Genomic DNA, 26,302 nt, shown 5'->3' on the forward strand with positions numbered 1-26,302 from the left:
CCGTCGGCGGGGGAGGTCACCACCAGCCGGTGATCTTCCGCAGGTCCGTCTCGATCGCGGGGATGAGGCTGCGCACGAATGTCGCCGACAGGTGATGGTAGTCGTGCCACACCAGGATGTTGCCGACCACGGCCGGGCAATACTCGTCGTCGCAGAAGGCGTCGGAATAGTCGAGGAACGACATGTTCGGGAACTGGTCCGCCATCGCCTGCGCGGGGTCGGTGGGTGCGAGGGCCTGGGCCCGCGAGACGCCGCACACCTCCGGCTTGCGGCCGCTGGCGAGGCACTCCGGCGGCTTCAGCTTGCCGGTCGACCACGGGTTGTCGCGGATGGCGATGACCTTCTGGCCGCGGTCGCGGAACTGCGAGAAGATCTCGACGTAGTCCTTGGGGACGCGGTCGCCCTTCTGGGCGCCCTCGGGTGGACGCGTCGAAGTCGTGAACACGTAGTCCGGCTTGTCCTCGGCGAGTCGCTCCATGACCCGGCGAGACCAGTCGTTGCACTGGTAGTACTTCTGTCCGAACCAGGTGAAGACGTGCTCGGTGGTGAGTGCGCAGCCCACCTTGAGGTAGGTGGTCACCCGGAAGTGGTTGCGCTTGCCGATGTCGTCGAGTGCGGTGATCCACTGCTCGGCATGCGAGCCGCCGACCAGCGCGATGGTTCGCGTGGCGTTGACGTCGCCGTAGTATCCGACCTTGATCGACGGGTCCTTCCACCCGCTGATGATCGAGTCGTACGACGTGATCGGCCAGTCCATGTCGACGACCTGGGGGCTCGGCTGCGCCGGGACCTTCGGGACCGGGGCGCCGTCTAGGAAGGCGCGGGCGCCGGGGTAGAGCCGTGGGTCGAGGTTCGCGGTGTCGAGCGTCGCGTTGGCCTCGTCGCGCTGCCAGATCACCGCGGCGCTCCCCGCGGCGATGGTGGTGACCAGCAGGACCGCGACCAGCGTGATCCTCCAGGCGCGGGAGTTCTGGAAACCGGACTTCTCCGCAGCCCCGGCCTTCGACATCCGGGTCCTCGACGCGCCGCTCGTGGAGGTCTCCGCCGCCCCGGACGCCCCGGACGCCCCGGACGCCCCGGACGCCTCAGACGTCGGCGGCGAGTCCGCGTTCCCGGCCTCGACGGCTCCGGCCGCGGCCTTCTTCCGCTTCACCGACCCGGCACGCAACGGCGCCTCGACGTACTTGGTCGTCAGCCACGCGATGAGCACGGACACGGCGAGGATGCCGGTGCCCTCGAGCCACGAGACCTCGTCCTGGTACCGCCAGGCCAGGTAGAAGATCAGCAGCGGCCAGTGCCACAGGTACAGCGCGTATGCGATGGAGCCGAGCCACACTAGCTGCGGATAGGCCAGACCGCGCGACACGGCCGCCTGGCCCGCGCCGGTGGACGCGGTCGCCGGGGAGCCGGACCAGATGAGCAACAGCGTCGCGCCGACCGGGACGAGCGCCCACGCGGCCGGGTACTCCTGGACGCCTGCGATCCACCAGCCGCAGGTCACGATGAGGCCGAGGGCGACGAGGCCCATCAGGTTGCGCAGCCGTGCCGACAGCGCGATCCTCGGCATCCAAACGGCCAGCAGACCGCCGGCCAGCGGCTCCCACAGGCGCGCAACGGTGTCGTAGTAGGTGAACGGTTGGTTGATCTCGTGCCGGTAGTTGGCCCATGCGAAGGAGACCAGCGCGACGGCCAGCAGCGAGAACCCGACGATCCCGCGCACGACCTTCGGCCGGGCGAGCACGGTGAACACCCGTGACAGCGCCCGCAGGATGCCGCCGAGTGCCAGGGCGCAGAGCAGTGTCAGCAGGAAGAACTGGCCCTGCATCGACATCGACCACAGGTGCTGCATCGGGCTGTTCGCGGAGTCGGCGGCCGCATAGTCCTGCGACTCGAACGCGAGATACCAGTTCTGGTAGTACAGCGCGCTGGCCTGCAGCTCGGCGCCCAGCGGACCCCAGCGCGTCGTCGGCATGACGAGCGCGACCATCAGCGCGACGAAGGCCAGCACCAACAGCAGCGCCGGCAGGAGACGGCGGACCAGGCGCCAGAAACGCGGCCACGGGTTGAGCGCCTTGCCCCACGGCACCGACGCCGGCTGGGTCGCCAGCACGTGCTTGAGCAGCGAGGCGACGAAGAAATAGCCCGAGAGGGTCAGGAATACGTCGACGCCGCCGGAGACCCGGCCGAACCAGACGTGGAAGATCGCTACCAGGGCGATCGCGATGCCGCGCAGACCATCGAGGTCGAGCCGATAGCCCGAGGTGTTACCCGTCGCGGCGTCCTCGTTGGGCGTCGCGACGACCGGGGGCACATCGGGATGGGTCGTACGCACAGACGGCGATGGTACTTGTCCCGGGTCGCCCGACGCCCTCGCCGCGGAGGGTGTCGGCACATGCACATGAACCCCTCGGCTCCGCGGATTCGCGCGCCCACCTCGGAAAAGGCCGTACGCTCGAGGAACGGCCGTCGCGCCCGGGTGTGAGGAGTTGCATCATGCTGATCTGGTCGATGGGTGTCTCGGCCGACGGTTACATAGCCGACCGGGACGGCGCATTCGACTGGTCCGTGCCGAGCGACGAGCTGTTCGCGCTGCACACCGAACGCATCGGAGAGCTCGGCGTCGAGATCCTCGGACGACGGCTCTACGAGACGATGCTGGTCTGGGAGACCGACCCCGCGATGCGCAACGACGCGGCGAGCATCGCCTTCGCCGATCTCTGGACGGCGCTGCCGAAGGTCGTGTTCAGCCGCACCCTGCACTCCGTGCAGGGCAACGCCCGCCTGGCGACCCGGCCGCTCGCCGAGGAGATCTACGACGTCCTCGCGTCGACGGACGCCGACGTCGAGATCGGAGGCGCCGACCTCGCCGGCCAGGCCCTCGCACTCGGGCTCGTCGACGAACTGCGCATCTTCCGCCATCCGGTCGTCGTGGGCGGCGGCACCCCGTTCTTCCCGCCGGTCACCCGGACGATCGATCTCGATCTCGTCGAGACCCGGGTGTTCGACGACCCGGTGCTCTACGAGCGGTACCGGGTGCGTCGTTCCTGAGCGGTCACACCGCCCTCATCGGGCTCGCCGTGTCCGTGCCCACCCGCTCGCGCAGTGGCCCCTTCGTTCGATCGGGCCACCAATACGTTCTCGGTGCGTCTAACCCTTCAGCCGCACCGATCGCCCCGGCACCCTGTCTCCCAGCCGCCAGACGCATCACCGATGCCCACGATCACCAGGGGAGACATACATGACGACACGACGATCCGTTGCGATCATCGGAGCCGGCCTGGCCGGGACCACCGCGGGACTCGGCCTCGTCGACGCCGGTTTCGACGTCACCATCTACAGCGATCGCGATCGCGATTCGCTGCGCAACAAGGTTCCGCCGACGGGCGTCGGCGTCCTCTTCGGCAAGTCCCAGGAGTGGGATGCCGAGATCATCGAGGACCTCTACACGGTCGGCAAGACCACCGGCATGAGCGCCCGGCTCTACTCGGGTTCGGGTGAGGACCGCACCCGCGTGCTCGAGTACGACCCCGAGTACGGCTACGTCGCCGCGGCCGTCGACCTGCGCCTGCGCGCCGACGACCGTCTGGGCCGCTTCCTCGACCGCGGCGGCCGCTTCGAGGTCACCACCGTCGACCTCGACCGTCTCGACGAGATCGCGGGCGCCGCGGACCTGACGCTCGTCGCGACCGGCAAGGGCGGCCTGTCGTCGCTGTTCCCGGTCGACGAGTCACGCACCAAGTACCGCGAGCCGCAGCGCCGCCTGCTGCAGGTCACCCTGACCGGCGTCGAGCCGGGACCCGACGTCTTCTCCTACCGCAGCTCCGCGGGCGCGGGTCACTCCCTGTTCAACCTCGACAGCGAGAACGGCGAGATCTACGTCGGCCCGTTCCTGCACAAGGACGTCGGCCCGACGTTCTCGTTCATCGTCTTCGCCAAGCCGTCGGGCGCCTGGGCGTCACGTATCGACGACGTTCACGACGCGATCGGCGCACGCCGCGCGATCGCCGGCATCTTCGCCGAGTTCTTCCCGGAGGACGCGCCGGTCATCGAGCAGCTGCAGGTCGTCGAGTCCGACCCGGTGTCGTGGCTCAAGGGCGCGGTCACCCCGACCGTGCGCAAGGCGGTGGCCACCACCAAGAGCGGACATCCCGTCGCCGCCATCGGCGACACCGCCATCTCCTTCGACCCGGTGGCCGGCCAGGGCGCGCAGAACGCGATCATCCAGGTGGCCGAACTGGTCAAGGCCGCCCGGGCGCACTCCGGTGAGTTCACCGCGGAGTGGCTGGCCGAGGAGTTCGAGAAGCACTGGGAGCGTCGCGGTCACGCCGCCACCGAGGTCACCCGCCTGTTCCTCGGCGATCCCGACTACGCGACCCACCTGGAGTTGTCGTTTCCGGCCGCCGCGGTCAACCCCGACGTCGCACAGGCGCTGTTCGGCCTGCTGTCGGACCCCAATCCGCTCCTCGGTCTGCGGACCCGTGAGGATGTCGAGAACTTCATCACCGCCGTGGCCGGAGAACCGCACGATCAGGTCATCGCCAGGTTCTCGCCGGCCGGTGAGTTCTCTGCCGCGCCGTCGGCCGTGACCGTCTGATCGCACGGCCTCCCGGCAGGGGTCTGCCATCGTCGAGCCGCACCCCGGCCGTGTCCTCTCGGACGCGGTCGGGGTGCGTCTGCTGTGACACCCGACCCCGGTTCTGTCACGTGAGGTGTGATACGAACTACACCGTCGAAGATGTCCCGGGTTCTCAGAGGGGGAGTACGTGAAGACGGGTTGGACCTTGGCCGACGCACCTCCGCAGACCTCGCGGACGGCCGTGGTCACCGGAGCGAATTCGGGTATCGGCAAGGAGGCGGCGCGCGGCCTCGCCACCCTCGGGGCCACCGTGGTGCTCGCCTGCCGCAATCCCGAGACGTCGGCCGCGGCCCGCGACGACATCGTCGCCGGCGTGCCGGGCGCCGAGGTGGAGGTCGTCGAACTAGACCTCGCCAGCCTGGACTCCGTGCGCTCCGCCGCCGAGGAGATCGGCCGGCGCTTCGGACAGATCGACATCCTGGTGAACAACGCCGGCGTGATGCGCGCACAGCGGGACCTGACGCCGGACGGGTTCGAGATGGACTTCGGCACCAACTTCCTCGGCCACTTCGCGCTGACCGGCCTGCTGATGGACCGGCTCCTCGCCGCCGACGCCGCGCGGATCGTGACGGTCGGCAGTCACGCCCACCGTGCCGGCAGCATCGACTTCTCCGATCTCCGGATGGACCGCACCTTCAGCAGTGCCGGGGCGTACTCGCGCGCCAAGCTCGCCCAGATGCTGTTCGCTTTCGAACTCGACCGGCGGCTGAAAGTCGCTGGGGCGTCGGCGATCTCGCTCGCCGCACATCCGGGTGGCACGCGGACCGGCGTCATGCGCGAACAGAACAAGTTCCTCCAGTGGGCCTATCATGCGCCGTCGCTGCGCTGGCTCACCGACCGGTTCATCATGGACCCGCCCGAGGGGGCGCTGCCCATCCTGCGTGCGGCGACCGATCCCAAGGCTAGCGGCGGCCAGTACTACGGCCCGGTGGGCAGTCTCGGACTCGCCGGGCCGCCCATGCTGGTCGAGCCGGCGCCGAAGGCCAAGGACGAGGTCGTCGCCGAGAAACTCTGGGGCATCGCCGAAGAACTCACCGGGGTGGGTTTCGACCTCGAGGCGTGACCGCCGCCCGGACGTTCAGGCCTTGAATCGCCCGGCAAAGCTGCGCAGCGGGAGATCGGCACTCGTGACGATTCCAGGCGGGGCCGCGACCACCGATCGGATGGAATTCAGTGCGGGCAGGCCGGTGACGGTCATACCGATCGACGCGAAGTTCTCCGGGTTCGACAGGTCGAATCCCTTGCGCGGGAAGATCATGTGCTTGGAATAGATGTTCGGGTCGCCGGTCACCTGGGTGATGTAGCAGCCCTGGATGTTCCATGACGGATCGGTGTGCGGGGTCATCTGCCACTCCAGGTGGGTCTCGACGCGGGGCACACCGTCGACCATTCCCTGGTACTTGATGTAGCTACCGCCGAGTGACCCGGCCGGCAACTGGTACCAGCCGAGATCGACATCCTTTGTGCAGGCCCCCAATTCGTAGGAGAACCTCACCTCGTCGAGTTGGAGGTCGAAGGCGTCGGCCATCAGGTAGACGGAGTCGGCGAACACCGCGGTGAACTTGTACAGCGAATCGGGGATGCCCGGGTCGTCGGCCGGCAGGCCGTAGCCGACCGCCTTCCAGGTGTCGACGGAGTGATGGCACGACACGTCGACCGATTCCTTGACCATCACGTTCTCGATCTCGGCGACGTCGGCGGTGTGCACGATGCCGAGGATCTGGGTCAGGCCGGGATTCATGCCGGTGCCGTAGAAGGTCGCGCCGCCCTTCGCGCATGCCTCCGCGATCAGTTCGCTGACCTTCCGGCCGGACGGATGAGGGTGATTGGTGTCGCGGTGGTAGCCGGTGATCCAGTCCGCGGTCGTGACGATGTCGATCCCCGCCTCGAGCACCCGGATGTACAGGTCCTCGTCGGGAAAAACGCCGTGGAAGGTCAGCACATCCGGTTTCGCGGCGATGATCTCCTCGACGGTGCCGGTCGCGGTCACCCCGATCGGGCCGATGCCGACGATCTCGCCGGCGTCCCGGCCGATCTTGTCGGGCGAGTAGCAGTGCAGGCCGACCAGTTCGAGGTCGGGGTGGTTGCGGATACGCCCGATCATCTCGGTGCCGAGATTGCCGGTCGCGACCTGGAAGACCCGGATCTTCTCGGGTGCGGTCATCGTGGGTTCCTTTCGGGGGCAGAGGGTTCGGGGGCAGAGGGTTCGGGGGCAGAGGGTTCGGGAAGGCAGGGTTCAGGGCCGGGCCGCGCTCGGTTCGTTTCGCGCTGCCGCGCTCGGTTCGTTTCGCGCTGCCGCGCTCGGTTCGTTTCGCGCTGCCGCGCGGCGGAGCTCCTCGAGTTCCGACCGGTGGATACGGACGTACTCGTCGGCCGCGGCACCGCCGTCGGGATAGAACTGGCGGGCCCACTCACGCAGCGCGGTGAATCCGGCATATTCTTTCCGGGACAGCGCCGGTGGGTCGGAATACCGCTGGTGCGCCCAGATCTCGATGTCGGCGGCGAACTGCTCGATCACGAAGCCCGCCATGGTCTTCCCGTACTCGGTGATCTCGCCGGTCTCCTCACCGGGCTTGCGCCCGATCCACACGGTGAACCGGACGTCGGAGGTGTGCTCGTCCACCGGGGTGACCGCGGGCATGGTCCGATTGTCGACCATGCCCCAGCTCTTGGTGACCGAGCAGCCGAGCCCCGCGTTGATGGATTCGACCCCGCTGGAGGCGGATTCGAGGGTCGCGCCCTCGTCGAAGGCGATGGTGAAGTCCACAAACGAGACCGGCCCGGAGAAGTCGTGGCGGGTGAATTCCGGCATGAACGGGGTCTTGTGCACGAACTTGAAATGCGCGAAGTCGACGCCGTTCTCCATGATGTACTGCGGGTGGATCTCCAGACCCGGCCGGTACAGCGTCGCAGCGGGCACCGGCGGGTAGTAGTCGGCGGCGGTGGCGTCGTCGCCGAAGTCGGCGAAGATGTCCGGGACGTCGAAATAGGGCGGCCGGCCTTCGACGTCGTGCCAGATCCACACGGCCTCATTGCGTTCCACCACCGGATAGCTGCGAATGCGCCGTCCGCGGTTGGGATGCTTCTCATACGGGATGCACACGTTGCGGCCCTCGGCGTTCCATTCCCAGCCGTGGAACGGGCACACCAGGTTCTCGCCCTCGACGTGACCACCGTGACCGAGGTGGGCGCCGAGATGTTCGCAGTAGGCGTCGAAGACCGAGATCCGGCCCGATCTCGACCGCCAGGCCACCATCTCGCGCCCGAAGTACTTCATCGTGTGGACCACGCCGACCGGGATCTCCGCCGACCATGCGACCTGGAACCACCCGGTGGGGGTCATCGACAACGGCGTTCGCGCCATGACAGTCACGGTAGGGCCACCGCGGAGAAGAATACAAGAGGGTTCTGTGAAACAGGTGGGCTGCATGGTTTGAGATGTCGTCCACCGGGCTACTCGAAGGTCGAGGATGTGTGGCGCGGACTTTTCGCAAAACATAGGAACGCTTATTCGCGGTTTGTATCATCAAGCCAACCGGTGTGACGTGAGTTACAGCGGCGACCGGTATGGCATCAAGGCAATGGCGCCAGGAGGACGGACGGATGACAGTGGCTACGAGCAGTGTTTCCCCGACGACCGCGACGAGGTCGAGGTCGAGGCTGCCGGGCTTCGTCCGACCGGCCGAGGCGCGTCGCCGGCTGCGTAACCGTCGGTGGGAGAACGAGCTGTATAACGTCCGGCAGCCGGAACGCGAGACCTGGGCCGTCACCGAGGACGGCGCACGACTCCGCGTCCATCACCACGGCCCCGAGGGCGCGCCGGTGCTCGTGCTCATCCACGGGTGGTCGTGCTGCATCGAGTACTGGAACCCGCAGATCAACGCCTTCGCCGAGAACTACCACGTCATCGCCTACGACCAGCGCGGTCACGGTGACAGCTCCTGGGGTACCCGCAGGTTCGACGCCGACGTGCTCGCCGACGACCTGCAGACCGTAGTCGAGCAGGCCGTCCCGGCCGGATCGAAGGCCGTCTTCGTGGGGCACAGCATGGGCGGCATCACCGTCCAGGCATGGGCCCACCGCCACCGTGACCGGGTGGAGGAGCGGGCCGCGGCACTCGTCCTGGCCAACACCACCTGGGGCGGCATCGCCGAGGAGACCCGCGTCCTGCCGCTGCTCAACGACCCGATCAAGGCTCCGCTCTGGCTCGGGCAGATGGTCCTGTCGGTGCCGTTCCCGCTCCCGGGCGGCTGGGTCGCGGAGAATCTGGTCCGTACGCGCATCCTCAACCGCCGCACCGCGACCGCCGACCACGCCGCATTCGTGCTTGCGATGAGCCGCTCCTGCAACCCGACAGCACGCGCGAAGACCGCGGTGGCCCTCACCGAACTCGCGCTCGGACCGGTCGGCGTCGAGTCCATCACCGTGCCGACCACGGTCATCGGCGGCCGCCACGACCTGTTGCTTCCGCATGCGATGACACAGCGGATCGCGCACGCGCTGTCGGTGCGTGGATACCTCGACGAACTCGTCGTCCTCGACACCGGCCACGCGTCGAACGTCGAGGCGACCGAGGAGTTCAACGCCGAGATCCACCGCGTCATGTACACGGCGTCGCTTCAGGAGCACGGCGTCGCGCCGATGACCGGTACCGCGAGCTGATCCGGTCGTCGGACGATCCGGCGAACCCCGCTCATCGGGTGTGTCGATGGGGTAGACATCAGGCCATGGAGCCGTGGATGTGCGTGTTCTGTGCCAACGAGTTCCCGCCCGCCGACTCTCCGCCGGAGATCTGTCCGATCTGCGACGACGACCGGCAGTGGATCCCGCCGAGCGGTCCCGCCTGGTTCCGGCTCGACGACCGGGCCGACAACTCGCTCGACGCCACCGAGGTCGAACCGGGGCTGATCCGGCTGACGCCGGACCCGCGGGTCGGTATCGGGCAGCAGGGCTTTCTCGTCACGACCGATGTCGGCAACATCCTCTGGGAGCCACCGGGATTCATCGGACCTACGCTCGTCGAGGAGATCGAACGGCGTGGTGGTCTGGTTGCCGTCGCCGCGAGTCACCCGCACCTGCTCGGCGCCGGGGTGTCGTTGAGCCATCGTTTCGGCCGGGTGCCGGTGTACTACAACGAGCTCGACCGGCGGTGGCTGACCAGGCCCGACCCCGTCGTCGAGTTCTGGTCGGATGAGATCGAGATCGCCGAGGGTATCCGGATCCTCCGCTGCGGCGGGCACTTCCCCGGTAGCTCGGTGCTGCACCTGCCGCATGCCGCCGACGGGCGTGGCGCGATCCTCTCCGGCGACACCGTCAAGTGCGTCATGCAGCCGGGCATGGTCACCTTCATGCGCAGCTACCCGAACATGCTGCCGCTGTCGCCGCGACTGGTGCGCCGGATCGTCGCGCGGGTGTCCGGTCTCGGGTTCGACCGGTTGTACGACGCGTTCGGCGGGGTCGTCGAGAGCGCCGCACCGGAGGTCATCGAGACCTCCGCGCGTCGCTACATCGGTTGGGCGACCGACGAGATCGTCGACCCCGACGACCCAGACGTCCCGTGAGATACGCGGATCCGAGCCGTTGCCGCGTTACTCGTCGGGGTAGCCGTTCGGGTTGAGCGACTGCCAGCGCCATGTGTCGGCGCACATGTCGTCGATGGTCTTGGTTGCGCGCCAGCCCAGTTCGGCGTTCGCGCGGCTCGGGTCGGCATACGACGCCGCGATGTCGCCGGGGCGGCGCGGGGCGATCTCGTAGGGAATCCTTCTCCCGCTGGCCCTTTCGAAGGCATGCACGACCTCGAGCACCGAGACACCCTTGCCGGTGCCGAGATTCCACGTCGACATGCCGGTGTCCCCGGTGCTGATGCGGTCGAGCGCGGCGACATGGCCGGCGGCGAGATCGTCGACGTGGATGTAGTCACGCACGCCGGTGCCGTCCGGGGTGTCGTAGTCGTCGCCGAAGATCGACAGCTTCTCCCGGCGCCCCACCGCGACCTGGGCGACGAACGGCATCAAATTGTTGGGGATCCCGGACGGGTCCTCGCCGATCTGGCCGCTCGGGTGGGCGCCGACCGGGTTGAAGTACCGCAGCGCGGCGATCCGCCAGCGGTCCGAACTCGCCGCGACGTCGCGCAGGATCTGCTCGATCATGACCTTGGTCCAGCCGTACGGATTGGTCGCCGACGTCGGCAGGTCCTCGGTCATCGGCAGCTTGGGGTCCGCGCCGTAGACGGTCGCCGACGAGGAGAAGACCAGCGTGTACACCCCGTGGCGCTCCATCGCCCGCAGCAACGAGAAGGTGGTGCCCAGGTTGTTCTGGTAGTAGTCCAGCGGCTTGGCGACCGACTCGCCGACCGCCTTGAAGCCGGCGAAGTGGATCACCGCGTCGACCTGTTCGTTCGCGAAGAAATGCTCGGTCTTGTCGAGGTCTGCGAGGTCGAAGGCATGCACCGGGATGGATCTGCCGGTCAGGGACTCCAGCCGCCCGACGACGGTCGGTTTGGCGTTGCTGAAGTCGTCGACGATGACGACGTCATGCCCGGCCGAGACCAGTTGGACCACGGTGTGCGAGCCGATGTAGCCCGCGCCGCCGCTCACGAGTACGCGCATGGAACCACCGTAAGCGTCCCGGCTCGGAGAACGCCAAACGCGCGGGCGGGGGGACGGGGCTAGCCCGTCACCTGTTCGGTGGCGGCGTATTTCTGTTCCACGGCGTCCTTGGCGGGTTGCCACCAGGCGGTGTGGTCGCGGTACCAGTCGATGGTCGCGGCCAGGCCGGCGCGGAAGTCGACGTATTTCGGCTGCCAGCCGAGTTCGGTGCGCAGCCGGGTGGAGTCGATGGCGTAGCGGCGGTCGTGGCCGGGGCGGTCGGTGACGAAGTCGAACGCGTCCTTCGGCCGGCCGAGCAGTTCGAGGATGGTCTCGACCACGGTGCGGTTGTCGACCTCGCCGTCGGCGCCGATCAGGTAGGTTTCGCCGATCCGGCCCTTGTCGATGATGGTCCACACCGCGTCGTTGTGGTCGTCTACGTGGATCCAGTCGCGCACGTTGCGGCCGTCTCCGTAGAGCTTGGGTCGGATACCGGAGAGCACGTTGGTGATCTGGCGGGGGATGAACTTCTCGATGTGCTGGTACGGGCCGTAGTTGTTCGAGCAGTTCGAGATCGTCGCGGCGATGTCGAAGGAACGCACCCAGGCGCGCACGAGCAGGTCGCTGCCGGCCTTGGTGGAGCTGTAGGGGCTCGACGGGTTGTAGGCGGTGGTCTCGGTGAACCGGGCCGGGTCGTCGAGGTCGAGGTCGCCGTACACCTCGTCGGTGCTGATGTGGTGGTAGCGCACCCGGTGCGCACGCACGGCCTCGAGCAGGGTGTAGGTGCCGACGAGGTTGGTGTGCACGAATGCCGACGGGTCGGCCAGGGAGTTGTCGTTGTGGGATTCCGCGGCGAAATGCACCACCAGGTCGGTGTCGCCGACCAGCTTGTTCACCAGCGGTGCGTCGGCGATGTCGCCCTGAATCAACTCGACCCGGTCGGCGACCGGGGCCAGGGTCTCCGGGTTGGCGGCGTAGGTGAGTTTGTCCAGCACCCGGATCGACACGTCGGGTCGGGTGGCCAGCGTGCGCAGCACGAAGTTGACGCCGATGAACCCGGCACCACCGGTCACGAGAACACGCACGACGTTCCTTCCGCCTCGGGGATCGGTGGTGGTCACTCTACCGAGATCGCGGCGTCGAACCCCCGCCGGCGAGGTCGCCGTCGCCGGCACATGCCCGTGACCGGTGGGAGCGGCACTAGGCTGAGCGGCATGCGAGGGATCATTCTGGCCGGCGGGACGGGCACCCGCCTGCACCCGATCACCCAGGGTGTGAGCAAACAGCTCGTGCCGGTCTACGACAAGCCGATGATCTACTACCCGCTGTCGACGCTGATGCTCGCCGGCATCCGCGACATCCTGGTCATCACCACCCCGCACGACTCCGCGGCGTTCCAGGGGCTGCTCGGCACCGGTGACCAGTTCGGCATCAACCTCACCTACAAGACCCAGCCGTCGCCCGACGGGCTCGCGCAGGCGTTCACCCTCGGCGCCGACCACATCGGCGACGACTCGGTCGCACTCGTCCTCGGCGACAACATCTTCTACGGCCCCGGCCTCGGCAGCCGACTGCAGGGGTTCGAGAACGTCGACGGCGGTGCGGTGTTCGCCTACTGGGTGTCGAACCCGGAGGCCTACGGCGTCGTCGAGTTCGACGGGCACGGCACCGCGATCTCGCTGGAGGAGAAGCCGGCACATCCGAAGTCGAACTTCGCGGTGCCCGGCCTGTACTTCTACGACAACGAGGTCGTCGAGATCGCGCGCGGGCTGAGGCCCAGCGCGCGCGGCGAATACGAGATCACCGACATCAACGCCCACTACCTGCGGCGCGGCAAACTGTCGGTGACCGTGCTGCCCCGCGGTACCGCGTGGCTCGACACCGGCACCTTCGACTCCCTGCTCGACGCCGGCAACTTCGTGCGCACCGTCGAACAGCGCCAGGGGCTCAAGATCGCGTGCCCGGAGGAGATCGCGTGGCGTCGCGGCTTCCTCACCGACGACGAACTGCGTTCCCGTGCAGAGAAACTCACCAAGTCGGGATACGGTGACTACCTGTTGCAGTTGCTCGAACGCGGGAAGCAGTTCTGATCCCGAGAGACCGACCACGGTGTTCCCGGCACGGCGAAAGGCTCATCCATGAAGGTGCGACCGCTCTCCATCGACGGCGCGTGGGAGTTCACCCCCGTCCAGCACGGGGACGCGCGCGGACTGTTCGCCGAGGTGTTCAAGGGCGATCTGCTGTCGGAGGTGATCGGGCACCGCCTCGACCTCGCGCAGGTGAACCTGTCGGTGTCGGCGGCCGGGGTGCTGCGCGGGGTGCACTTCGCCGACGTCCCGCCCGGTCAGGCGAAGTACGTGACCTGCCCGTCGGGTGCGGTCCTCGACGTGATCGTCGACATCCGGGTCGGCTCCCCGACCTTCGGGCGGTACGACACCGTCCTGCTCGACGACACCGACCGTCGTGCGGTGTACATCTCCGAGGGGCTCGGGCACGCGTTCTGCTCCCTCGCCGACAACTCGACCGTCACCTACCTGTGCTCGACCGGCTACAACCCGACCGGCGAACACGGCATCAACCCGTTCGATCCCGAACTCGGCATCGAATGGCCCACGGAGGGTCGCGACGGGCGGCCGCTGGAATACGAACTGTCGCAGAAGGACACCACCGCTCCCGGCCTCGTCGAGGCGCGCGAGTCCGGTCTGCTGCCGCGACACGACGACGTGGTGGCGTTCCTGCGGGGCCTGGCGGAGGAGTAACCGGGGCGCGTCGGGCCGGGGAGCCTGCGACGAGGCGTATCAGGGCGAGTCCTGCTAGTTCGGGCGCTCCGGCTTCTCGGCGTTCTGCAGCGCGATGGCGCGGGCGAGGCGGGCGTACTTGACCTCGAGGTCGCGGAACCGCAGGTACGTCGAGACGGTGGTGAACGCGAACGCGATCACCAGCAGGAACAGCACGAGGTCGAGCCCACGCTGGATGCCCAGTTTGTTGGCGACCCAGGTCACGTCGTCCTGCCGGAACATCGCGTACACCCCGAAACCGATGAACGCGACGAACAGGATCTTCACACCCGCCGACGAGCGGGCGGTGCCGCGGTTGACGACGAAGAAGGCGACGAGCGCGAGAAGTCCGATGATCGCGAGGATCTGGAACCAGATCATCGTGTCCTCACTTCCTCATCCGGGTGTGGAACAGGCCGTCGGCGACGATGTTGACCCCGTTGATCAGCGACTGCCCCTTGGCCCGTGAGTAGTCGGTGTAGAGGATCGTGACCGGCTGCTCGGCGACCCGCCATCGGTTGTGGTCGATGAGTGCGATGAACTCCGACGCGTGGCTCATGCCACTCATCAGCAGGTCGAGTTCGTCGGCGACCCTCTTGTTGAACGCCCGAAGCCCGTTGTGCGCGTCGGACAGGCCGAGCCGTCGGGTGCGAGGACTCAGGAAGACGATGGTGCGCAGCGCCATTCGGCGCAGCAGCGGCACCGATTCGCTGCGGCCTTCGGCGAAGCGGGTCCCGACGATGATGTCGATCGGCTCGGTGCGCAGCCGGGCGATCATCGCCGACACGTCGTCGACCTGGTGCTGGCCGTCGGCGTCGAAGGTCACGAAGTACTGTGCGCCGGGCTGCTTGCGGGCGTACTCGACGCCGGTCTGGATCGCCGCGCCCTGCCCGAGGTTCACCGGGTGACGGACCAGGTGGACGCCGGCGGCCCGGATCTCCTCGACCGAGTTGTCCGACGAACCGTCGTCGATGCAGACGATGTTGGGGAAGGTCTCGCGGGCGGAGGTCACGACCTCGCGGATCACCTGTCCCTCGTTGTAGACGGGTACCACCAGCCACACGTCGGCATTGGTGCTGGGGTCGGCCATGGTGAACAACCCTAACCCGGCCGGTCCCGCTGCTCCCATTCGCCGCTCGGCCATGTCCTAGGCTGGTCGGGTGCCGATCGACGTGATGATGCCCTTCTACGGCGACGTCGCGCAGTTCCGGCAGGCGGTGACCAGCGTCCTCGACCAGACCGATCCCGACCTGCGGCTCGTCGTGGTCGATGACTGCTACCCGGACCCGGAGCCCCGCGAATGGTTGATGTCGCTCGGCGACGCCCGCGTGCACTACCTGCGCAACCAGACCAACCTGGGCGTCAACGGCAATTTCCGACGCTGTGTCGAGCTCGTCACCGCCGACTGGTTCGTGGTGATGGGCTGCGACGACGTGATGCACCCCGACTACCTGCGCACCGTCGGGATGCTGGCCCGCCATCACCCGACGGCGTCGGTGATCCAGCCCGGCGTCGACGTGATCGACGAGCACGGCCGGCCGGTGCGTCCGCTGGGCGACCGGATCAAGGGCGTCCTCGCACCGTCGTTCGCGACGGTGCTCTCCGGCGAACGGCTCGCGACCAGTCTTCTGCACGGCAACTGGACCTACTTCCCATCGCTGCTGTGGCGCACCGCGGCGGTGCGGGAGGTCGGGTTCCGGCCCGGGCTGGAGATCGTTCTCGACCTCGCGCTGCTCCTCGATCTCGCCGCCGGCGACGGCTCCCTGGTGTACGACCCAGAGGTCGTGTTCTCCTACCGCAGGCACTCGGCGTCGGTGAGTTCGGTCCAGGCCGTCGACGGCCGCCGGTTCGACGAGGAGAACCGCTTCTTCGCGCAGGAGGCGAAACGTTTCGCCGGTCTCGGCTGGTCCCGCGCCGCGCGGGCGGCGCGGATGCATGCGACGTCGAGGCTGAACCACCTGCAGGCGCGGGTGGGGGCGGGGCTCGGCCGGTTGCGGCGCTAGCGCTTCCCAGGATCGCGGGTTCACCCTCGAAGTCGCGGGTCACAGCTCGCGATTCTGGTCCCAACCTGCGATTTTGCGGGGGCTCGGGTGCCGCAGGACGCCGAGCACATGCACTGCGAGGCCGACGACGGGGCCGACGATCAGGGCGACGCAGGTGCGGAGATCCACGTCAACGGGGAGCAGGAGCATCCCGACGGCCACCAGCGTCGCCACCCACCAGCCCGCGGCGTACCACCGGTGCGCGCCGGCGGCGACGGCAGCGGCGCCGGTGACGGTGAGCAGGGCCAGACCGGTCGCGCCGCCGGTGAGCAGGGCGACGACGAGGCCGTCGAGATCGAAATCGGCGCCGAACACCGTGCGCAGCAGCCACGGACCGACCAGCCAGGCGGCAACCATCCCGACCGCGCCGGCCACGCCGACGATCCCGAGCGGCGCGGCCAGCGCGGCGATCGGCTGGTGGCGACGCTCGACGAACCGGGAGATCAGCACGCCCTGGAAGCTGTTGAGCGGGACGAGCAGCGGGGCGCGGGTGAGGGTGACCGCGAGGACGAGCGCGCCGATGACCCGGGCCTCGGCGGCGTCGGGGGTGCCGCGAAGGTTCGCGGTCAGGTTGATCAGCACCGGGAAACCCATGACCAGGACGGAGCTCGCCGCGGCGGCCGCCATCGCGGTCAGCGTGTTCGCGGTGAGCCGACGCGCCGGGACGTCGCCGCCGATCCCGAGCGCACGGCGCGCCGTCGACGACGAGAGCAACAGCACGCACCACGAGACCGAGCCGATGACCGTGATGATCAGGAATGCGGTGGTGCCCCAGCCCGCCGCGACCGCGATGATCGCGCCGGCCAGCCGGAGCAGCGCGTCGACCGACACCAGCACCGCGAACGACGACCAGCTCAGCGTCCCGGACAGCGCGCCACACAGGTGCGCGTACACCGCGAAGCTCGCGACGCCGGCCGCCAGCAGCAACACCGACAGCCCCCGCTCGGCGCCGAAGACCGCGTCGCTCCACAGCGGTGAGGTGGCCGCGACGAGCACCGCCAGTCCGAGCCCGATCCCGACGTTGACGAGCACCGGTCGCGATCGGGCCCCGGCGTCGGCGGCCGCGCGCACCGCACGCGTCGTCTCCTGCAGCTGGCCGTTCTGGGCGCCGGTGACCAGACCGTAGGCCGCCCAGAAGACCGCGAACACACCGTAGCCGACCGCGCCGAGGTGCCGTGCGGCGAGCAGCAACACGAGATAACCGGATGCCGCGGCGATCAACGTCGCGATCGTGACCCGGCCCAGGGAGGCGGCGCCGATGTCGTTCGCGGCGTCGTCGTCGCGAGGCGCGTCCGGCGTGGATGCCATCCGATCCGTCGTCATCGTCGGTTGCAGCCCTCCGGCTCCTTCGGGAACGCCGTCCTGCGGGCTCGGGCGCAGTTCACGCGGCCTCTCCCGTCTCGGGGAACCTGGGGAGTGCGGGGGTCAGCAGCCATGCCTCCCACAGGTTCTTGAGCGGCTTCGACGAGAAGTTCGACGCGAGCGCCATGAAGTCCTCGGTGGTCACCGAGCCGTACCGGTACTTCTCGGTCCAGCGTCGCAGGAGCGCGAAGAAGTCGTCGTCGCCGATCGTCAGCCGCAACGCGTGCAGCGTGAGCGCGCCGCGCTTGTACACCCAGTCGTCGAACATCTTCCGCGGCGTCGGATCGGCGAGCGGCACCCGCACCGGGTTGTCCGCGAGCTTCTCGTAATAGTGCCGCCCCCACTCGTCGGCGCGGCGCCCGCCGGATCGTTCGCTCCACAGCCATTCCGCGTAGCAGGCGAATCCCTCGTGCAACCAGATGTCGCGCCAGCGCGACGCCGTCACCGAGTTGCCGAACCACTGGTGCGCGAGCTCGTGCGCGATGAGTCGCTCCGCGTCCCGGCTCCCGTCACAGTGATTGGCGCCGAAGGTCGAGAAACCCTGTGCCTCGATGGGGATCTCGAGATCGTCATCTGTCACCACGACGGTGTACTGCGGGAAGGGATACGGTCCGAACATGTCGACGAACGCGGCGATCATCTCGGTCTGCCGGCCGAAGTCGACGGCGAAGTCGTCCTCGAGCCGGGGCGGGATCAACCCGGTGACCGGAACGGGCTCGGACGCGAGCGTGATCGGTTGGTACTGCCCGATCTGGATCGACGCCAGGTAGGTCGGCATGGGTTCGACCTGTTGGTACACCCACGTGGTCCGGGCCGCGCGCACCCGCCGCGACTCCAGGACGCCGTTCGCCAGGGCATGGTACGGGCTGTCGGTGGTGATCGAGATCCGGTACGGCGCTTTGGCTCTCGGGTGGTCGTCGCACGGGAACCACGACGCCGCGCCATTCGGCTGATTGGCGCACAGCGATCCGTCGGTCAGCTCCTCCCAGCCGACCTCACCCCACGGGCCGCGGATCGGTCGCGGACTGCCGTGGTAGCGGACGGTGATGGTCATCGCGCCGCCCGGCGGCACCGGTGTGTCGGGCGTGACGGTCAGCTTGTTGCGGCGATGGCTGTGGCGGGCGCGTCTGCCGTTGACCGACACCCGTTGCACAGACAGCGAGCTCGCGAGGTCCAGTCCGAAGCGCGTGAGTTCGCGCAACGACGTCGCGGTGAGTACCGCGGTGCCCTCGAGGCGGTTGCTCGACACCTTGTATTCGAGATCGAGGTCGTAGCGGCAGATCCGGTAGCCGAGATTGCCGTTGTCGGGGAGGTAGGGGTCCAGGACATCGGACGGCTCTCCCAGCAGCGGTTGCCGGGCGTTGCCTTTCGACCCCAGGCCAGATTTTCCCGGCACTCTCGACTCCACTCCGTTCTGCCGACGGTCCCGCTCCGCCCGACGGCACCGCATCATGCTGTGCTGCGCGCCTGTTCCGCCGGGGTGCGTCGCGGTCGGTCACGACGCGGTTGCGGTTGGGCGGCGATGTCCCGATTTCGGCATATCACCCGCGGCGAGACGGTGTCGTCGCAGACACTGAGAGAGTACCCGGCGGCGGGGCCCCGGGCCCGCCCGACGATTGCGAGGAGCAGGGCATGAGCGGAATCGGAAGTCTGGCGCAGTTTCTCGCGCGACTGATACTCGGCATCATCTTCATCGCGCACGGCTGGCAGAAGCTGGTCACCAACGGCATGGACGCCACCAAGGCGGCCTTCGGGCCGGAGGGGATGGACGTCCCGTACCCGGATCTCGCCGCGTATTACGCCACCTGGGTGGAGTTGGTCGGCGGCATCATGCTGATCCTGGGCCTGCTCCTGCCGATCGTCGCGACGCTGCTCATCGCGGACATGATCGGAGCGATCGTGTTCGTCCATGCCGATGCCGGATTCTGGAACACCGACGGCGGCTACGAGTGGCCGCTCGCGCTGATCGCGGGCCTGCTGGCGGTGGGTTACATCTCGAACGGCCGTGCGGCGGCGGACAGCTATCTGGTCCGCCGACGCCGCCGCGACGTGGTCTGACGGGCGGCAGTCGCACGGACGGACGCGCCCGGCGGGCGGATTCGACCGGGCAGATCCGACCGGGCAGATCCGACCGGGCGGGGTTCAGACGAGCGCGAGACCGTCGATCGTGGCGGCGGCGCTCATCTCGTCGGCGTCGCCGAGTTCGTCGACGAGACGGGTGACGAGCTCACGTTCCTCGTCGGCGTGCCGGAGTCCGACACCGTCGATGAGTCCGGGCGAGATGATCTCCACCGGATCGAGACCGTGTCGATGCGCCACGGCCGCCCCGATGAGTCGCTGCGCCTGGGCCGGGTCGTCGTCCCACACGGCGTCGGCGGTCAGCAGGTACAGCCGGACCGCGGGCGGGTAGTCGCGCAGGTGCACCAGTGCCCATGCCCAATGCTTGGCGACGTCGACCGTGGCGGCCTCGCCGCGTCCGTGGGTGCGGACGTACTTGCTGTGCAGTTCGCTGCACAGGTAGTTGATGTCGGTCCACAACCGCAGGTGTGACATGCAGCGGACGCAGTCGTGCAGGTTGGCCAGATACCTGATCGAGTAGGGGCCCTCGCGTCGCGCCCGGATCTCCCGGAGGACGGAGAACTCCGCCAGCGCGTGGTCGTACTGGCCCGCCGCGTAGAGGGCTTCTGCTTCGGCCTGCAGTTCCTCGATCATCTTTCGCATTGTCGTCCACCGCGGCGGTCGCCGCGTGCGATTTGACCGAACTGGGACAACCGGCGTCACCCCGTCGCGATCTCGCACCGAATCGAGTCGTCGGTCCTATGGCATGCGCCCGTCGGGGCTGGCATCGTGACATTCATGAAGGACGACATCGGCAGCACCCCCGAAGGCTCCGACGGCGAGTACAGCCTCGACGAGGACGACCAGCTGCAGCCCGAGGACACGCTCATCGACCGTGGCCTCGACGACGTGCTCGACGAGGGGTACTCGCCGCCGGACCACCCGCCCAAGGGCGCGACCCGCGGGCTGACCGCACGTGAACAGCGTGAGGGCGAGACGCTCGACGAGCGTCTCTCCGAGGAGGAGCCCGACGTCGGCGCGGCCGATCCGCTGGACGAGATCACCGCCGAGGAGCGCCCGAACGGATTGGCGCGCACACGATTCGGATCATGACGAGGAGTTCGCCACCGACGACGAGGTCGGCGCCCGGCGTGCCGGCCGGCTGATCGCGCCCGATCTCGGCTCGGGCATCGACACCGAACCCGACGCGATCGCCGACGACGCGGGCATCGCCGGCGCCGGCGCCTCCGCGGAGGAGGCCGCCGTGCACTACATCGACGACGAGGAGTAGCGCGCCTACCCGGCCGGCGGGGCGTCCTCGGTGAATTGCGCCATCACGGCGACCAGCCGGTCACCGACGGCGTCCCGGCTCAGGCCGAGTCCGCCCAGCGCGCCGGCGATCCGCTCACCGGCGAACAGGCCGAGTAGCAGATGCCTCGGTGCCGACGTGGGTCGTGGCCGAGGTCGACGGCGGCCTGCACGGTCGCCTCCAGCATCGACTTCGCGGCGTCCTCGTAGGGAACGAGGCCCGTCGCCTCGTCGTCCGGGATGTCGCGGGGAGCCGGGGCAACGGGGCCATCGCCGGCGACCACGCCCCGGCCTGCACCGCGTCGGACAGCTAATCGAGCGGATCGTCGTGCACCTCGCGGATCACGGCGATGAGGTCGTCGAGTCGGAGGGGTACGGGGTTCGGGGCCATGCGTCAACCGTAGGTTGACGCACTCGCGTCGTCAGCCAGTGGTTGGACTACGTGCGGCCGTCTGGGGGACGCCGACGGTCGGTTGCGCGGGGGACCATCATTGACAGGACGGGATGCCCCCGTGACGATGGAAGCGGAGTCACGCCGTCGCACCCTCCGCACCTTGCCACGGGAGGCAATCCAGTGAGCATCACCGAGTCCGCCGTCCGCCCCGACAAACAGTCCGGCGCCGATCCCGTCCGGCGGTACCTCGAGGTGCGGGCGCTGACCGACCAACTCGCCGAACGCCTCTCACCCGAGGACCAGACCCCGCAGTCGATGACCGAGGCGAGTCCGACGAAATGGCATCGGGCGCACGTGACCTGGTTCTTCGAGGAGTTCATCCTCCGCGCCGACCCCGACTACGTCGTCTACGACGAGACCTTCCGCTACCTGTTCAACAGTTATTACGAGGCGGTGGGAGAACGGCATCCGCGTCCCGATCGTGGACTGGTCACCCGGCCCGGCGTCCGGGACATCGCGCGCTATCGCGAACACGTCGACGCGGCGATGGTCGAGGCACTCGAGGCCGGCCGACTCGACGACGCCGCCCTCGACCTCGTCGAACTCGGGTGCAATCACGAACAGCAGCACCAGGAATTGCTGCTCATGGACATCAAGCACCTGTTCTCGATCCACGCCTTCGGTCCGGTCTACGTCGACCGCGAGCCCGATGTCCCCGGCCGGCCGCGGCCGATGGGGTGGCGCGGCTTCTCCGGCGGCGTCCACGAGATCGGTGCGGTCGGCAGCGGTTTCTCCTACGACAACGAGGGTCCACGACACCGGGTGTTCCTGGAGGACTTCGAGATCTCCGACCGGCTGGTCACGAATGCCGACTGGTTGGAGTTCATGGCCGACGGCGGCTACCGCCGCCACGAGTTCTGGCTGTCCGACGGTTGGGCGAAGATCAAGGAAACCGGTTGGGAGGCGCCGGGTTACTGGCGCAAGGAAGACGACGGCACCTGGACCACGTTCACCCTGTCCGGCCGTCGTCCCGTCGTCCCAGACGAACCGGTGATGCACGTGTCCTTCTACGAGGCGGACGCGTATGCGAAGTGGGCAGGAGCCCGCCTGCCCACCGAGTTCGAGTGGGAGGTCGCGGCCGGCACCCTCGGTGACGCGCGCGGCCAGTTGCTCGACCCCGACCGATGTCACCCCGGCCGCGTGACCTCCGCGATGGTGGGGGACGTGTGGGAATGGACCGCGAGCGCCTACCTGCCGTATCCGGGATTCGTCCCCGCCAACGGCGCGGTCGGCGAGTACAACGGGAAGTTCATGAGCGACCAGCACGTCCTGCGTGGTGCGAGCGCGATCACCCCGGCCGGGCACGAACGCATCACCTACCGGAACTTCTTCCCCGCCGCGTCGCGATGGGTCTTCGCCGGACTGCGGCTCGCCCGATGACCACGACCGGCCAGGGGCGCACGGACACGGGCGAGGTGAACGGCCTTGCCGCAGACGCCCTCTCGGGGTTGTGGCAGGACCCTCCCCGCCTCCCGACCAAGTGGCTCTACGACGAACGGGGAAGCAGGCTCTTCGACGAGATCACCCGGCTTCCCGAGTACTATCCGACCCGGCGCGAGACCTCGATCCTGCGCGTGCGGTCGGCCGAGATCGCCCGGGTCACCGGGGCCCGGGCGATGGTGGAGCTGGGGTCGGGCACCTCCACCAAGACCCGCCTGTTGCTCGACGCGTTCACCGACGCGGCCGCACCGGGACAACGGTTCGCCTACGTCCCCGTCGACGTCAGCTCCGAGATCCTCACGGCCACCGCGGAAACGCTGTCCGCCGACTATCCCGGCATCGACGTGGTCCCGGTGGTCGCCGACTTCACCGAATCCGGCCTGAGCCTGCCCGACGCCGACGGCATCCGTCTGGCGGTGTTCCTCGGCGGCACCATCGGCAACTTCGATGCCCCCGCCCGCGACGAGTTCTACCGCCGGCTGGCCACATCCCTGGCGCCGGGGGACTTCTTCCTGCTGGGCACCGATCTCATCAAGGACACCGGACGGCTGGTCGCCGCGTACGACGATGCCGCCGGGGTCACCGCCGATTTCAACCGCAATCTCATCGAGGTGCTACGTGCCGGCCTCGATGCGCGCGGTCTCTACGCCGACGACTTCGAGCACATCGCGCGGTGGAACCCGCGTGAGCACCGCATCGAGATGTGGCTGCGCGCACGCCGTGACGTCGACGCGTACTTCGCCGTCCTCGGGCGCGCGTGGCGGCTACCCGCCGGGGCCGAGATCCACACCGAGATCAGCACCAAGTTCGATCCCGACTCCCTCCGGAAAGAACTGGAGGAGGCCGGATTCGGGGTGGTCTCGACGTGGACCGACGACTTCGGGGACTTCGCGCTCACGCTCGCCCGGCGCTGACGGGTCGACGCCGCGGGAACCGTCAGCTCCCGGCGAGCAACTCCCGCACCCGGGGTATGACCCGCGTGCCGTACAGCTCGACGCTGCGCATCAGCTCGGGGTGGCCGAGCGTTCCGTGTGAGTACTTCATGTCGAAACGGCTGAGCCCCAGTGCCTTCGACGTCGAGGCGATCTTGGCCGCGACCGTCTCCGGGGAACCGACGAACAGCGCACCACCCGGTCCGGTCGACCGCTCGAAGTCGAACTTCGACGGTGGCGGCCAGCCGCGTTCGCGGCCGATGCGCCCGACGTAGTCGCGATAGTGCGGCCACAGCTCCTCACGCGCCTGCGCGTCGGTCTCGGCGACGTGGCCCGGGCAGTGCACACCCACCGGCAGCGGGTCCTTGCCCAACTGGGCGGTGGCGCGGTGGAACAGGTCGACATAGGGCCGGAACCGCAACGGGTCGCCGCCGATGATGGCCAGCATCAACGGAAGTCCGTACGACGCGGCGCGCACCACCGATCCCGGGCTGCCGCCCACTGCGATCCAGGTCGGCAGCGGTGGGTTCTCCAGCTCGGGATACACCCGCTGGTCGCGTAGCGGACCCCTGGTCGATCCCGACCACGTGACGGGCTCACCGGTGCGCAGCTGCGCGAACAGGGAGAGTTTGTCCTCGAACAGCTCCTCGTAGTCGGCGAGGTCGAATCCGAACAGCGGGAAGGATTCGGTGAACGAGCCGCGTCCGAGGATCACCTCCGCGCGTCCCGACGAGAGCGCGTCGACCGTCGAGAAGCGTTGGAACACCCGGATCGGGTCGTCGGAGCTGAGGACCGTGACCGCCGAGCCGAGCCGCATCCTGCCGGTGCGGGCCGCGATCGCGCCGAGCACGACCTCCGGAGCCGACACCGAGTAGTCGGGGCGGTGATGTTCGCCCACACCGAGGAAGTCGACCCCCACCTCGTCGGCGAGAACCGCCTGTTCGAGGAGATTGCGCAGGGTCTGCGCCCCGGACAGCAACGTGCCGTCGGCATCGGCGGTGACGTCACCGAACGTGTCCAGGCCCAGTTCGAGTTCGGGTGTGGCGGTCTGCGATTCCATGCCGGAATCGTGTCACGATCGGCCGATTTGTGTCATCGTGGGTGACTCTTCCGCCTGATCCGGCAGAACGTGGTGCCCGAAGTGTTATGTGTTCTCCTCGGCGTTTGCATGTGAACGCCCGGTCGGCGCGCGTGCGCTGTGCCATGCTCTAAATCGTCAGGGGACCATTTCGGTGGTCCCTTTCTTCTAGCAAAGGAGACTCCAGATGTGGGATTCGTTCTGGGATTTCATCTGGTACACGATCGTCATCTTCGCCTTCGTCGCCTACCTGATCGTCCTCTGGCACATCATCACCGACCTCTTCCGTGACAAGGGCGCGTCCGGACTGCAGAAGGCGGTCTGGGTGATCTTCCTGATCATCTTCCCGTACCTCACGGCCATCGTGTACCTGCTCGCGAAGGGCAAGGGCATGGCCGAACGCCAGCGTCAGGCGGTCGAGCAGGCCAAGGCCGCCTCCGACGAGTACATCCGCTCGGTCGCGGGAACCACGCCCACCCAGCAGATCACCGAGGCGAAGGCGCTTCTCGACTCCGGGGCCATCAGCCCGGAGGAATTCGAACATCTCAAGGCCCAGGCCCTCGGCAAATCCGCGTGAGTCGCGATACGGTCTGTCCCGAGTGTGGCCCGACATGACCGGACCGAACGACTGATCTGGAGCCGCGGTGATCGGATACCTGTGCAAGCGCATCGCTGCCTGGGCCGTCCTCGTCTTCATCGCGACGAATCTGACCTATTTCCTGGCCGGTTGGTTCCTCGACCCCCGATCCAACTACGCGCTCCGACGACCGCCGTTGCCGGAGAACGTGGTCGACGCGACCCTGAGCAGATACAACCTCAACGACAAGACCCCGCTGGTCGAGCGTTGGTGGGAGTGGCTCACCGGGGTCGTGCTCCACTGGGATTGGGGGTCGACGCCGGTCGGGGAGAGCGTCAACGCCGAGATCGGGTTCCGCCTGGTCTCCTCGGTGCAGCTGCTCGCCGCCGCCACCGTGATCTCCACCCTCCTGGGCATCGCGCTCGGTGTGTACACCGCGTTGCGCCAGTACCGGCTCGCCGACCGCGCCTGGCAGTTCATCTCGATCGCGATGATCAACCTGCCGGTGCCGGTCGTCGGCCTGGGAATCGTGTTGGCCGCCATCTCGCTCAACCAGGTCCTCGGCCACACCGTGGTCTACGTGTCCGGCGCGTCGAGCGTCGGCGTGGAGGGCTTCTTCCCCGTTGTCGCAGACCGCATCCGGCATCTCATCCTGCCGACCATCACCCTCGTGGTGATCCAGTACGCCGGCCTGCACCTCCTGCAGCGGTCGCTGGTGCTCGACACCATCAACGCCGACTACGTCCGCACCGCCCGCGCCAAGGGTCTCACCCGCGGCGTCGCGGTGCGCCGGCATGCCCTGCGCACGGCCATCATCCCGGTCGCCGTCGGCATCGCCTTCGCCATCCCGGCGGTGTTCACCGGCGCGGTGCTCACCGAGACCATCTTCGGATGGGAGGGCATGGGACGGTACTTCGTCACATCGATCAACACCAACGACATCCACGGTGTCGTGGCGGTCGCCGCCTTCGGCGCACTCGCGACCGCGGTGGGCGCGATCCTCGCCGACCTCGCCGTGGTCTGGCTCGACCCGAGAGTGCGGGTGCGCTGA

Annotated in this window: 25 protein-coding genes and 1 pseudogene; 14 read left to right on the top strand and 12 right to left on the bottom strand. The window is 68.3% G+C overall.

Features of this window, described 5'->3' with window-relative positions; translation table 11 throughout:
* Positions 1-16: 16 nt before the first annotated feature.
* Entirely contained in the window at positions 17-2,332 is a 2,316-nt protein-coding gene (locus tag ABFT43_RS00830) for an acyltransferase family protein (RefSeq protein ID WP_347958513.1), read from the bottom strand.
* Between the two features lie 161 nt (positions 2,333-2,493).
* Here ABFT43_RS00830 and ABFT43_RS00835 point away from each other — a divergent pair, with 161 nt between their 5' ends.
* The 3 genes from ABFT43_RS00835 (at position 2,494) to ABFT43_RS00845 (ending at position 5,699) form a co-directional block, all read left to right on the top strand.
* Complete coding sequence (locus ABFT43_RS00835) at positions 2,494-3,048, top strand: dihydrofolate reductase family protein (protein WP_347958514.1); 555 nt, start codon at positions 2,494-2,496, stop codon at positions 3,046-3,048.
* Between the two features lie 190 nt (positions 3,049-3,238).
* Complete coding sequence (locus tag ABFT43_RS00840) at positions 3,239-4,594, top strand: styrene monooxygenase/indole monooxygenase family protein (protein ID WP_347958515.1); 1,356 nt, start codon at positions 3,239-3,241, stop codon at positions 4,592-4,594.
* Positions 4,595-4,763: 169 nt separating this feature from the next.
* A complete protein-coding gene (locus ABFT43_RS00845) occupies positions 4,764-5,699 on the top strand; it encodes an oxidoreductase (RefSeq protein ID WP_347958516.1) in 936 nt (311 codons plus the stop codon).
* A gap of 15 nt (positions 5,700-5,714) precedes the next feature.
* On the opposite strand, the gene ABFT43_RS00850 is transcribed toward ABFT43_RS00845, so the two are convergent.
* Entirely contained in the window at positions 5,715-6,800 is a 1,086-nt protein-coding gene (locus tag ABFT43_RS00850; protein ID WP_347958517.1) for an NAD(P)H-dependent amine dehydrogenase family protein, read from the bottom strand.
* A 72-nt stretch (positions 6,801-6,872) separates the two neighbouring features.
* A complete protein-coding gene (locus ABFT43_RS00855; protein ID WP_347958518.1) occupies positions 6,873-8,000 on the bottom strand; it encodes a Rieske 2Fe-2S domain-containing protein in 1,128 nt (375 codons plus the stop codon).
* A 239-nt stretch (positions 8,001-8,239) separates the two neighbouring features.
* Between ABFT43_RS00855 and ABFT43_RS00860 the strand changes: the two genes are divergently transcribed.
* Together ABFT43_RS00860 and ABFT43_RS00865 are read left to right on the top strand one after the other, a co-directional pair.
* Positions 8,240-9,298 carry an alpha/beta fold hydrolase gene (locus ABFT43_RS00860; RefSeq protein ID WP_347958519.1) on the top strand — a complete coding sequence of 353 codons (1,059 nt, stop codon included), beginning with the start codon at positions 8,240-8,242 and terminating at the stop codon, positions 9,296-9,298.
* Between the two features lie 65 nt (positions 9,299-9,363).
* Positions 9,364-10,197 (top strand): MBL fold metallo-hydrolase, encoded by an 834-nt coding sequence (locus tag ABFT43_RS00865; protein ID WP_347958520.1) that lies wholly within the window; start codon positions 9,364-9,366, stop codon positions 10,195-10,197.
* Positions 10,198-10,224: 27 nt separating this feature from the next.
* Here ABFT43_RS00865 and galE read toward each other — a convergent pair whose 3' ends face one another.
* Both galE and rfbB read right to left on the bottom strand, forming a co-directional pair.
* Entirely contained in the window at positions 10,225-11,244 is a 1,020-nt protein-coding gene (gene galE, locus ABFT43_RS00870) for a UDP-glucose 4-epimerase GalE (RefSeq protein WP_347958521.1), read from the bottom strand.
* Between the two features lie 59 nt (positions 11,245-11,303).
* Positions 11,304-12,308 (bottom strand): dTDP-glucose 4,6-dehydratase, encoded by a 1,005-nt coding sequence (rfbB, locus tag ABFT43_RS00875; protein ID WP_347958522.1) that lies wholly within the window; start codon positions 12,306-12,308, stop codon positions 11,304-11,306.
* 129 nt (positions 12,309-12,437) lie between these two features.
* Between rfbB and rfbA the strand changes: the two genes are divergently transcribed.
* Both rfbA and ABFT43_RS00885 read left to right on the top strand, forming a co-directional pair.
* Entirely contained in the window at positions 12,438-13,313 is an 876-nt protein-coding gene (gene rfbA / locus ABFT43_RS00880) for a glucose-1-phosphate thymidylyltransferase RfbA (protein ID WP_347958523.1), read from the top strand.
* Between the two features lie 48 nt (positions 13,314-13,361).
* Positions 13,362-13,982: a dTDP-4-dehydrorhamnose 3,5-epimerase family protein gene (locus ABFT43_RS00885; RefSeq protein ID WP_347958524.1), complete on the top strand. Its 621-nt coding sequence runs from the start codon at positions 13,362-13,364 to the stop codon at positions 13,980-13,982.
* Positions 13,983-14,036: 54 nt separating this feature from the next.
* Here the strand turns inward: ABFT43_RS00885 and ABFT43_RS00890 are convergent, their stop codons facing one another.
* Both ABFT43_RS00890 and ABFT43_RS00895 read right to left on the bottom strand, forming a co-directional pair.
* Positions 14,037-14,381, bottom strand: coding sequence for a DUF2304 domain-containing protein (locus tag ABFT43_RS00890; protein ID WP_347958525.1), 345 nt, complete (start codon positions 14,379-14,381; stop codon positions 14,037-14,039).
* 7 nt (positions 14,382-14,388) lie between these two features.
* Positions 14,389-15,090, bottom strand: a complete 702-nt coding sequence (locus ABFT43_RS00895) for a glycosyltransferase family 2 protein (RefSeq protein WP_347958526.1) — start codon at positions 15,088-15,090, stop codon at positions 14,389-14,391.
* 70 nt (positions 15,091-15,160) lie between these two features.
* Here ABFT43_RS00895 and ABFT43_RS00900 point away from each other — a divergent pair, with 70 nt between their 5' ends.
* Positions 15,161-16,003 (top strand): glycosyltransferase family 2 protein, encoded by an 843-nt coding sequence (locus ABFT43_RS00900; protein WP_347958527.1) that lies wholly within the window; start codon positions 15,161-15,163, stop codon positions 16,001-16,003.
* A 39-nt stretch (positions 16,004-16,042) separates the two neighbouring features.
* On the opposite strand, the gene ABFT43_RS00905 is transcribed toward ABFT43_RS00900, so the two are convergent.
* Entirely contained in the window at positions 16,043-17,365 is a 1,323-nt protein-coding gene (locus ABFT43_RS00905) for a polysaccharide biosynthesis protein (RefSeq protein ID WP_457590082.1), read from the bottom strand.
* A gap of 58 nt (positions 17,366-17,423) precedes the next feature.
* Positions 17,424-18,800, bottom strand: a complete 1,377-nt coding sequence (locus tag ABFT43_RS00910; RefSeq protein WP_347958529.1) for a M1 family metallopeptidase — start codon at positions 18,798-18,800, stop codon at positions 17,424-17,426.
* A 236-nt stretch (positions 18,801-19,036) separates the two neighbouring features.
* On the opposite strand from ABFT43_RS00910, the gene ABFT43_RS00915 reads away from it, so the two are divergent.
* Positions 19,037-19,462 (top strand): DoxX family protein, encoded by a 426-nt coding sequence (locus ABFT43_RS00915; RefSeq protein ID WP_347958530.1) that lies wholly within the window; start codon positions 19,037-19,039, stop codon positions 19,460-19,462.
* A gap of 84 nt (positions 19,463-19,546) precedes the next feature.
* Here the strand turns inward: ABFT43_RS00915 and ABFT43_RS00920 are convergent, their stop codons facing one another.
* Complete coding sequence (locus tag ABFT43_RS00920) at positions 19,547-20,116, bottom strand: hypothetical protein (protein ID WP_347958531.1); 570 nt, start codon at positions 20,114-20,116, stop codon at positions 19,547-19,549.
* Positions 20,117-20,260: 144 nt separating this feature from the next.
* Here ABFT43_RS00920 and ABFT43_RS00925 point away from each other — a divergent pair.
* A pseudogene (locus ABFT43_RS00925) lies at positions 20,261-20,753 on the top strand (DUF5709 domain-containing protein).
* Positions 20,754-20,832: 79 nt separating this feature from the next.
* Here the strand turns inward: ABFT43_RS00925 and ABFT43_RS00930 are convergent.
* Positions 20,833-21,054, bottom strand: coding sequence for a hypothetical protein (locus ABFT43_RS00930; RefSeq protein ID WP_347958532.1), 222 nt, complete (start codon positions 21,052-21,054; stop codon positions 20,833-20,835).
* Between the two features lie 290 nt (positions 21,055-21,344).
* Here ABFT43_RS00930 and egtB point away from each other — a divergent pair, with 290 nt between their 5' ends.
* Both egtB and egtD read left to right on the top strand, forming a co-directional pair.
* A complete protein-coding gene (gene egtB, locus ABFT43_RS00935) occupies positions 21,345-22,604 on the top strand; it encodes an ergothioneine biosynthesis protein EgtB (RefSeq protein ID WP_347958533.1) in 1,260 nt (419 codons plus the stop codon).
* Positions 22,601-23,578 (top strand): L-histidine N(alpha)-methyltransferase, encoded by a 978-nt coding sequence (gene egtD, locus ABFT43_RS00940; protein ID WP_347958534.1) that lies wholly within the window; start codon positions 22,601-22,603, stop codon positions 23,576-23,578. Before egtB ends, egtD begins: the two co-directional genes overlap by 4 nt.
* Positions 23,579-23,600: 22 nt before the next feature.
* Here egtD and ABFT43_RS00945 read toward each other — a convergent pair whose 3' ends face one another.
* Entirely contained in the window at positions 23,601-24,656 is a 1,056-nt protein-coding gene (locus tag ABFT43_RS00945; protein WP_347958535.1) for an LLM class flavin-dependent oxidoreductase, read from the bottom strand.
* 205 nt (positions 24,657-24,861) lie between these two features.
* On the opposite strand from ABFT43_RS00945, the gene ABFT43_RS00950 reads away from it, so the two are divergent.
* Positions 24,862-25,251, top strand: a complete 390-nt coding sequence (locus tag ABFT43_RS00950) for an SHOCT domain-containing protein (RefSeq protein ID WP_347958536.1) — start codon at positions 24,862-24,864, stop codon at positions 25,249-25,251.
* Between the two features lie 67 nt (positions 25,252-25,318).
* Positions 25,319-26,302, top strand: a complete 984-nt coding sequence (locus ABFT43_RS00955) for an ABC transporter permease (protein WP_347958537.1) — start codon at positions 25,319-25,321, stop codon at positions 26,300-26,302.

It is taken from the genome of Gordonia aurantiaca (genome assembly GCF_039939235.1).
In the GTDB taxonomy this organism is placed as follows: Bacteria; Actinomycetota; Actinomycetes; order Mycobacteriales; family Mycobacteriaceae; genus Gordonia.

Coding starts and splice junctions, on each gene's coding strand:
- ABFT43_RS00835 (WP_347958514.1), top strand. CDS start 2,494: ATGCTGATCTGGTCGATGGGTGTCTCGGCCGACGGTTACATAGCCGAC.
- ABFT43_RS00840 (WP_347958515.1), top strand. CDS start 3,239: ATGACGACACGACGATCCGTTGCGATCATCGGAGCCGGCCTGGCCGGG.
- ABFT43_RS00850 (WP_347958517.1), bottom strand. CDS start 6,800: ATGACCGCACCCGAGAAGATCCGGGTCTTCCAGGTCGCGACCGGCAAT.
- ABFT43_RS00855 (WP_347958518.1), bottom strand. CDS start 8,000: ATGGCGCGAACGCCGTTGTCGATGACCCCCACCGGGTGGTTCCAGGTC.
- ABFT43_RS00860 (WP_347958519.1), top strand. CDS start 8,240: ATGACAGTGGCTACGAGCAGTGTTTCCCCGACGACCGCGACGAGGTCG.
- ABFT43_RS00865 (WP_347958520.1), top strand. CDS start 9,364: ATGGAGCCGTGGATGTGCGTGTTCTGTGCCAACGAGTTCCCGCCCGCC.
- galE (WP_347958521.1), bottom strand. CDS start 11,244: ATGCGCGTACTCGTGAGCGGCGGCGCGGGCTACATCGGCTCGCACACC.
- rfbA (WP_347958523.1), top strand. CDS start 12,438: ATGCGAGGGATCATTCTGGCCGGCGGGACGGGCACCCGCCTGCACCCG.
- ABFT43_RS00885 (WP_347958524.1), top strand. CDS start 13,362: ATGAAGGTGCGACCGCTCTCCATCGACGGCGCGTGGGAGTTCACCCCC.
- ABFT43_RS00890 (WP_347958525.1), bottom strand. CDS start 14,381: ATGATCTGGTTCCAGATCCTCGCGATCATCGGACTTCTCGCGCTCGTC.
- ABFT43_RS00895 (WP_347958526.1), bottom strand. CDS start 15,090: ATGGCCGACCCCAGCACCAATGCCGACGTGTGGCTGGTGGTACCCGTC.
- ABFT43_RS00905 (WP_457590082.1), bottom strand. CDS start 17,365: ATGACGACGGATCGGATGGCATCCACGCCGGACGCGCCTCGCGACGAC.
- ABFT43_RS00915 (WP_347958530.1), top strand. CDS start 19,037: ATGAGCGGAATCGGAAGTCTGGCGCAGTTTCTCGCGCGACTGATACTC.
- ABFT43_RS00920 (WP_347958531.1), bottom strand. CDS start 20,116: ATGATCGAGGAACTGCAGGCCGAAGCAGAAGCCCTCTACGCGGCGGGC.
- egtD (WP_347958534.1), top strand. CDS start 22,601: ATGACCACGACCGGCCAGGGGCGCACGGACACGGGCGAGGTGAACGGC.
- ABFT43_RS00945 (WP_347958535.1), bottom strand. CDS start 24,656: ATGGAATCGCAGACCGCCACACCCGAACTCGAACTGGGCCTGGACACG.
- ABFT43_RS00950 (WP_347958536.1), top strand. CDS start 24,862: ATGTGGGATTCGTTCTGGGATTTCATCTGGTACACGATCGTCATCTTC.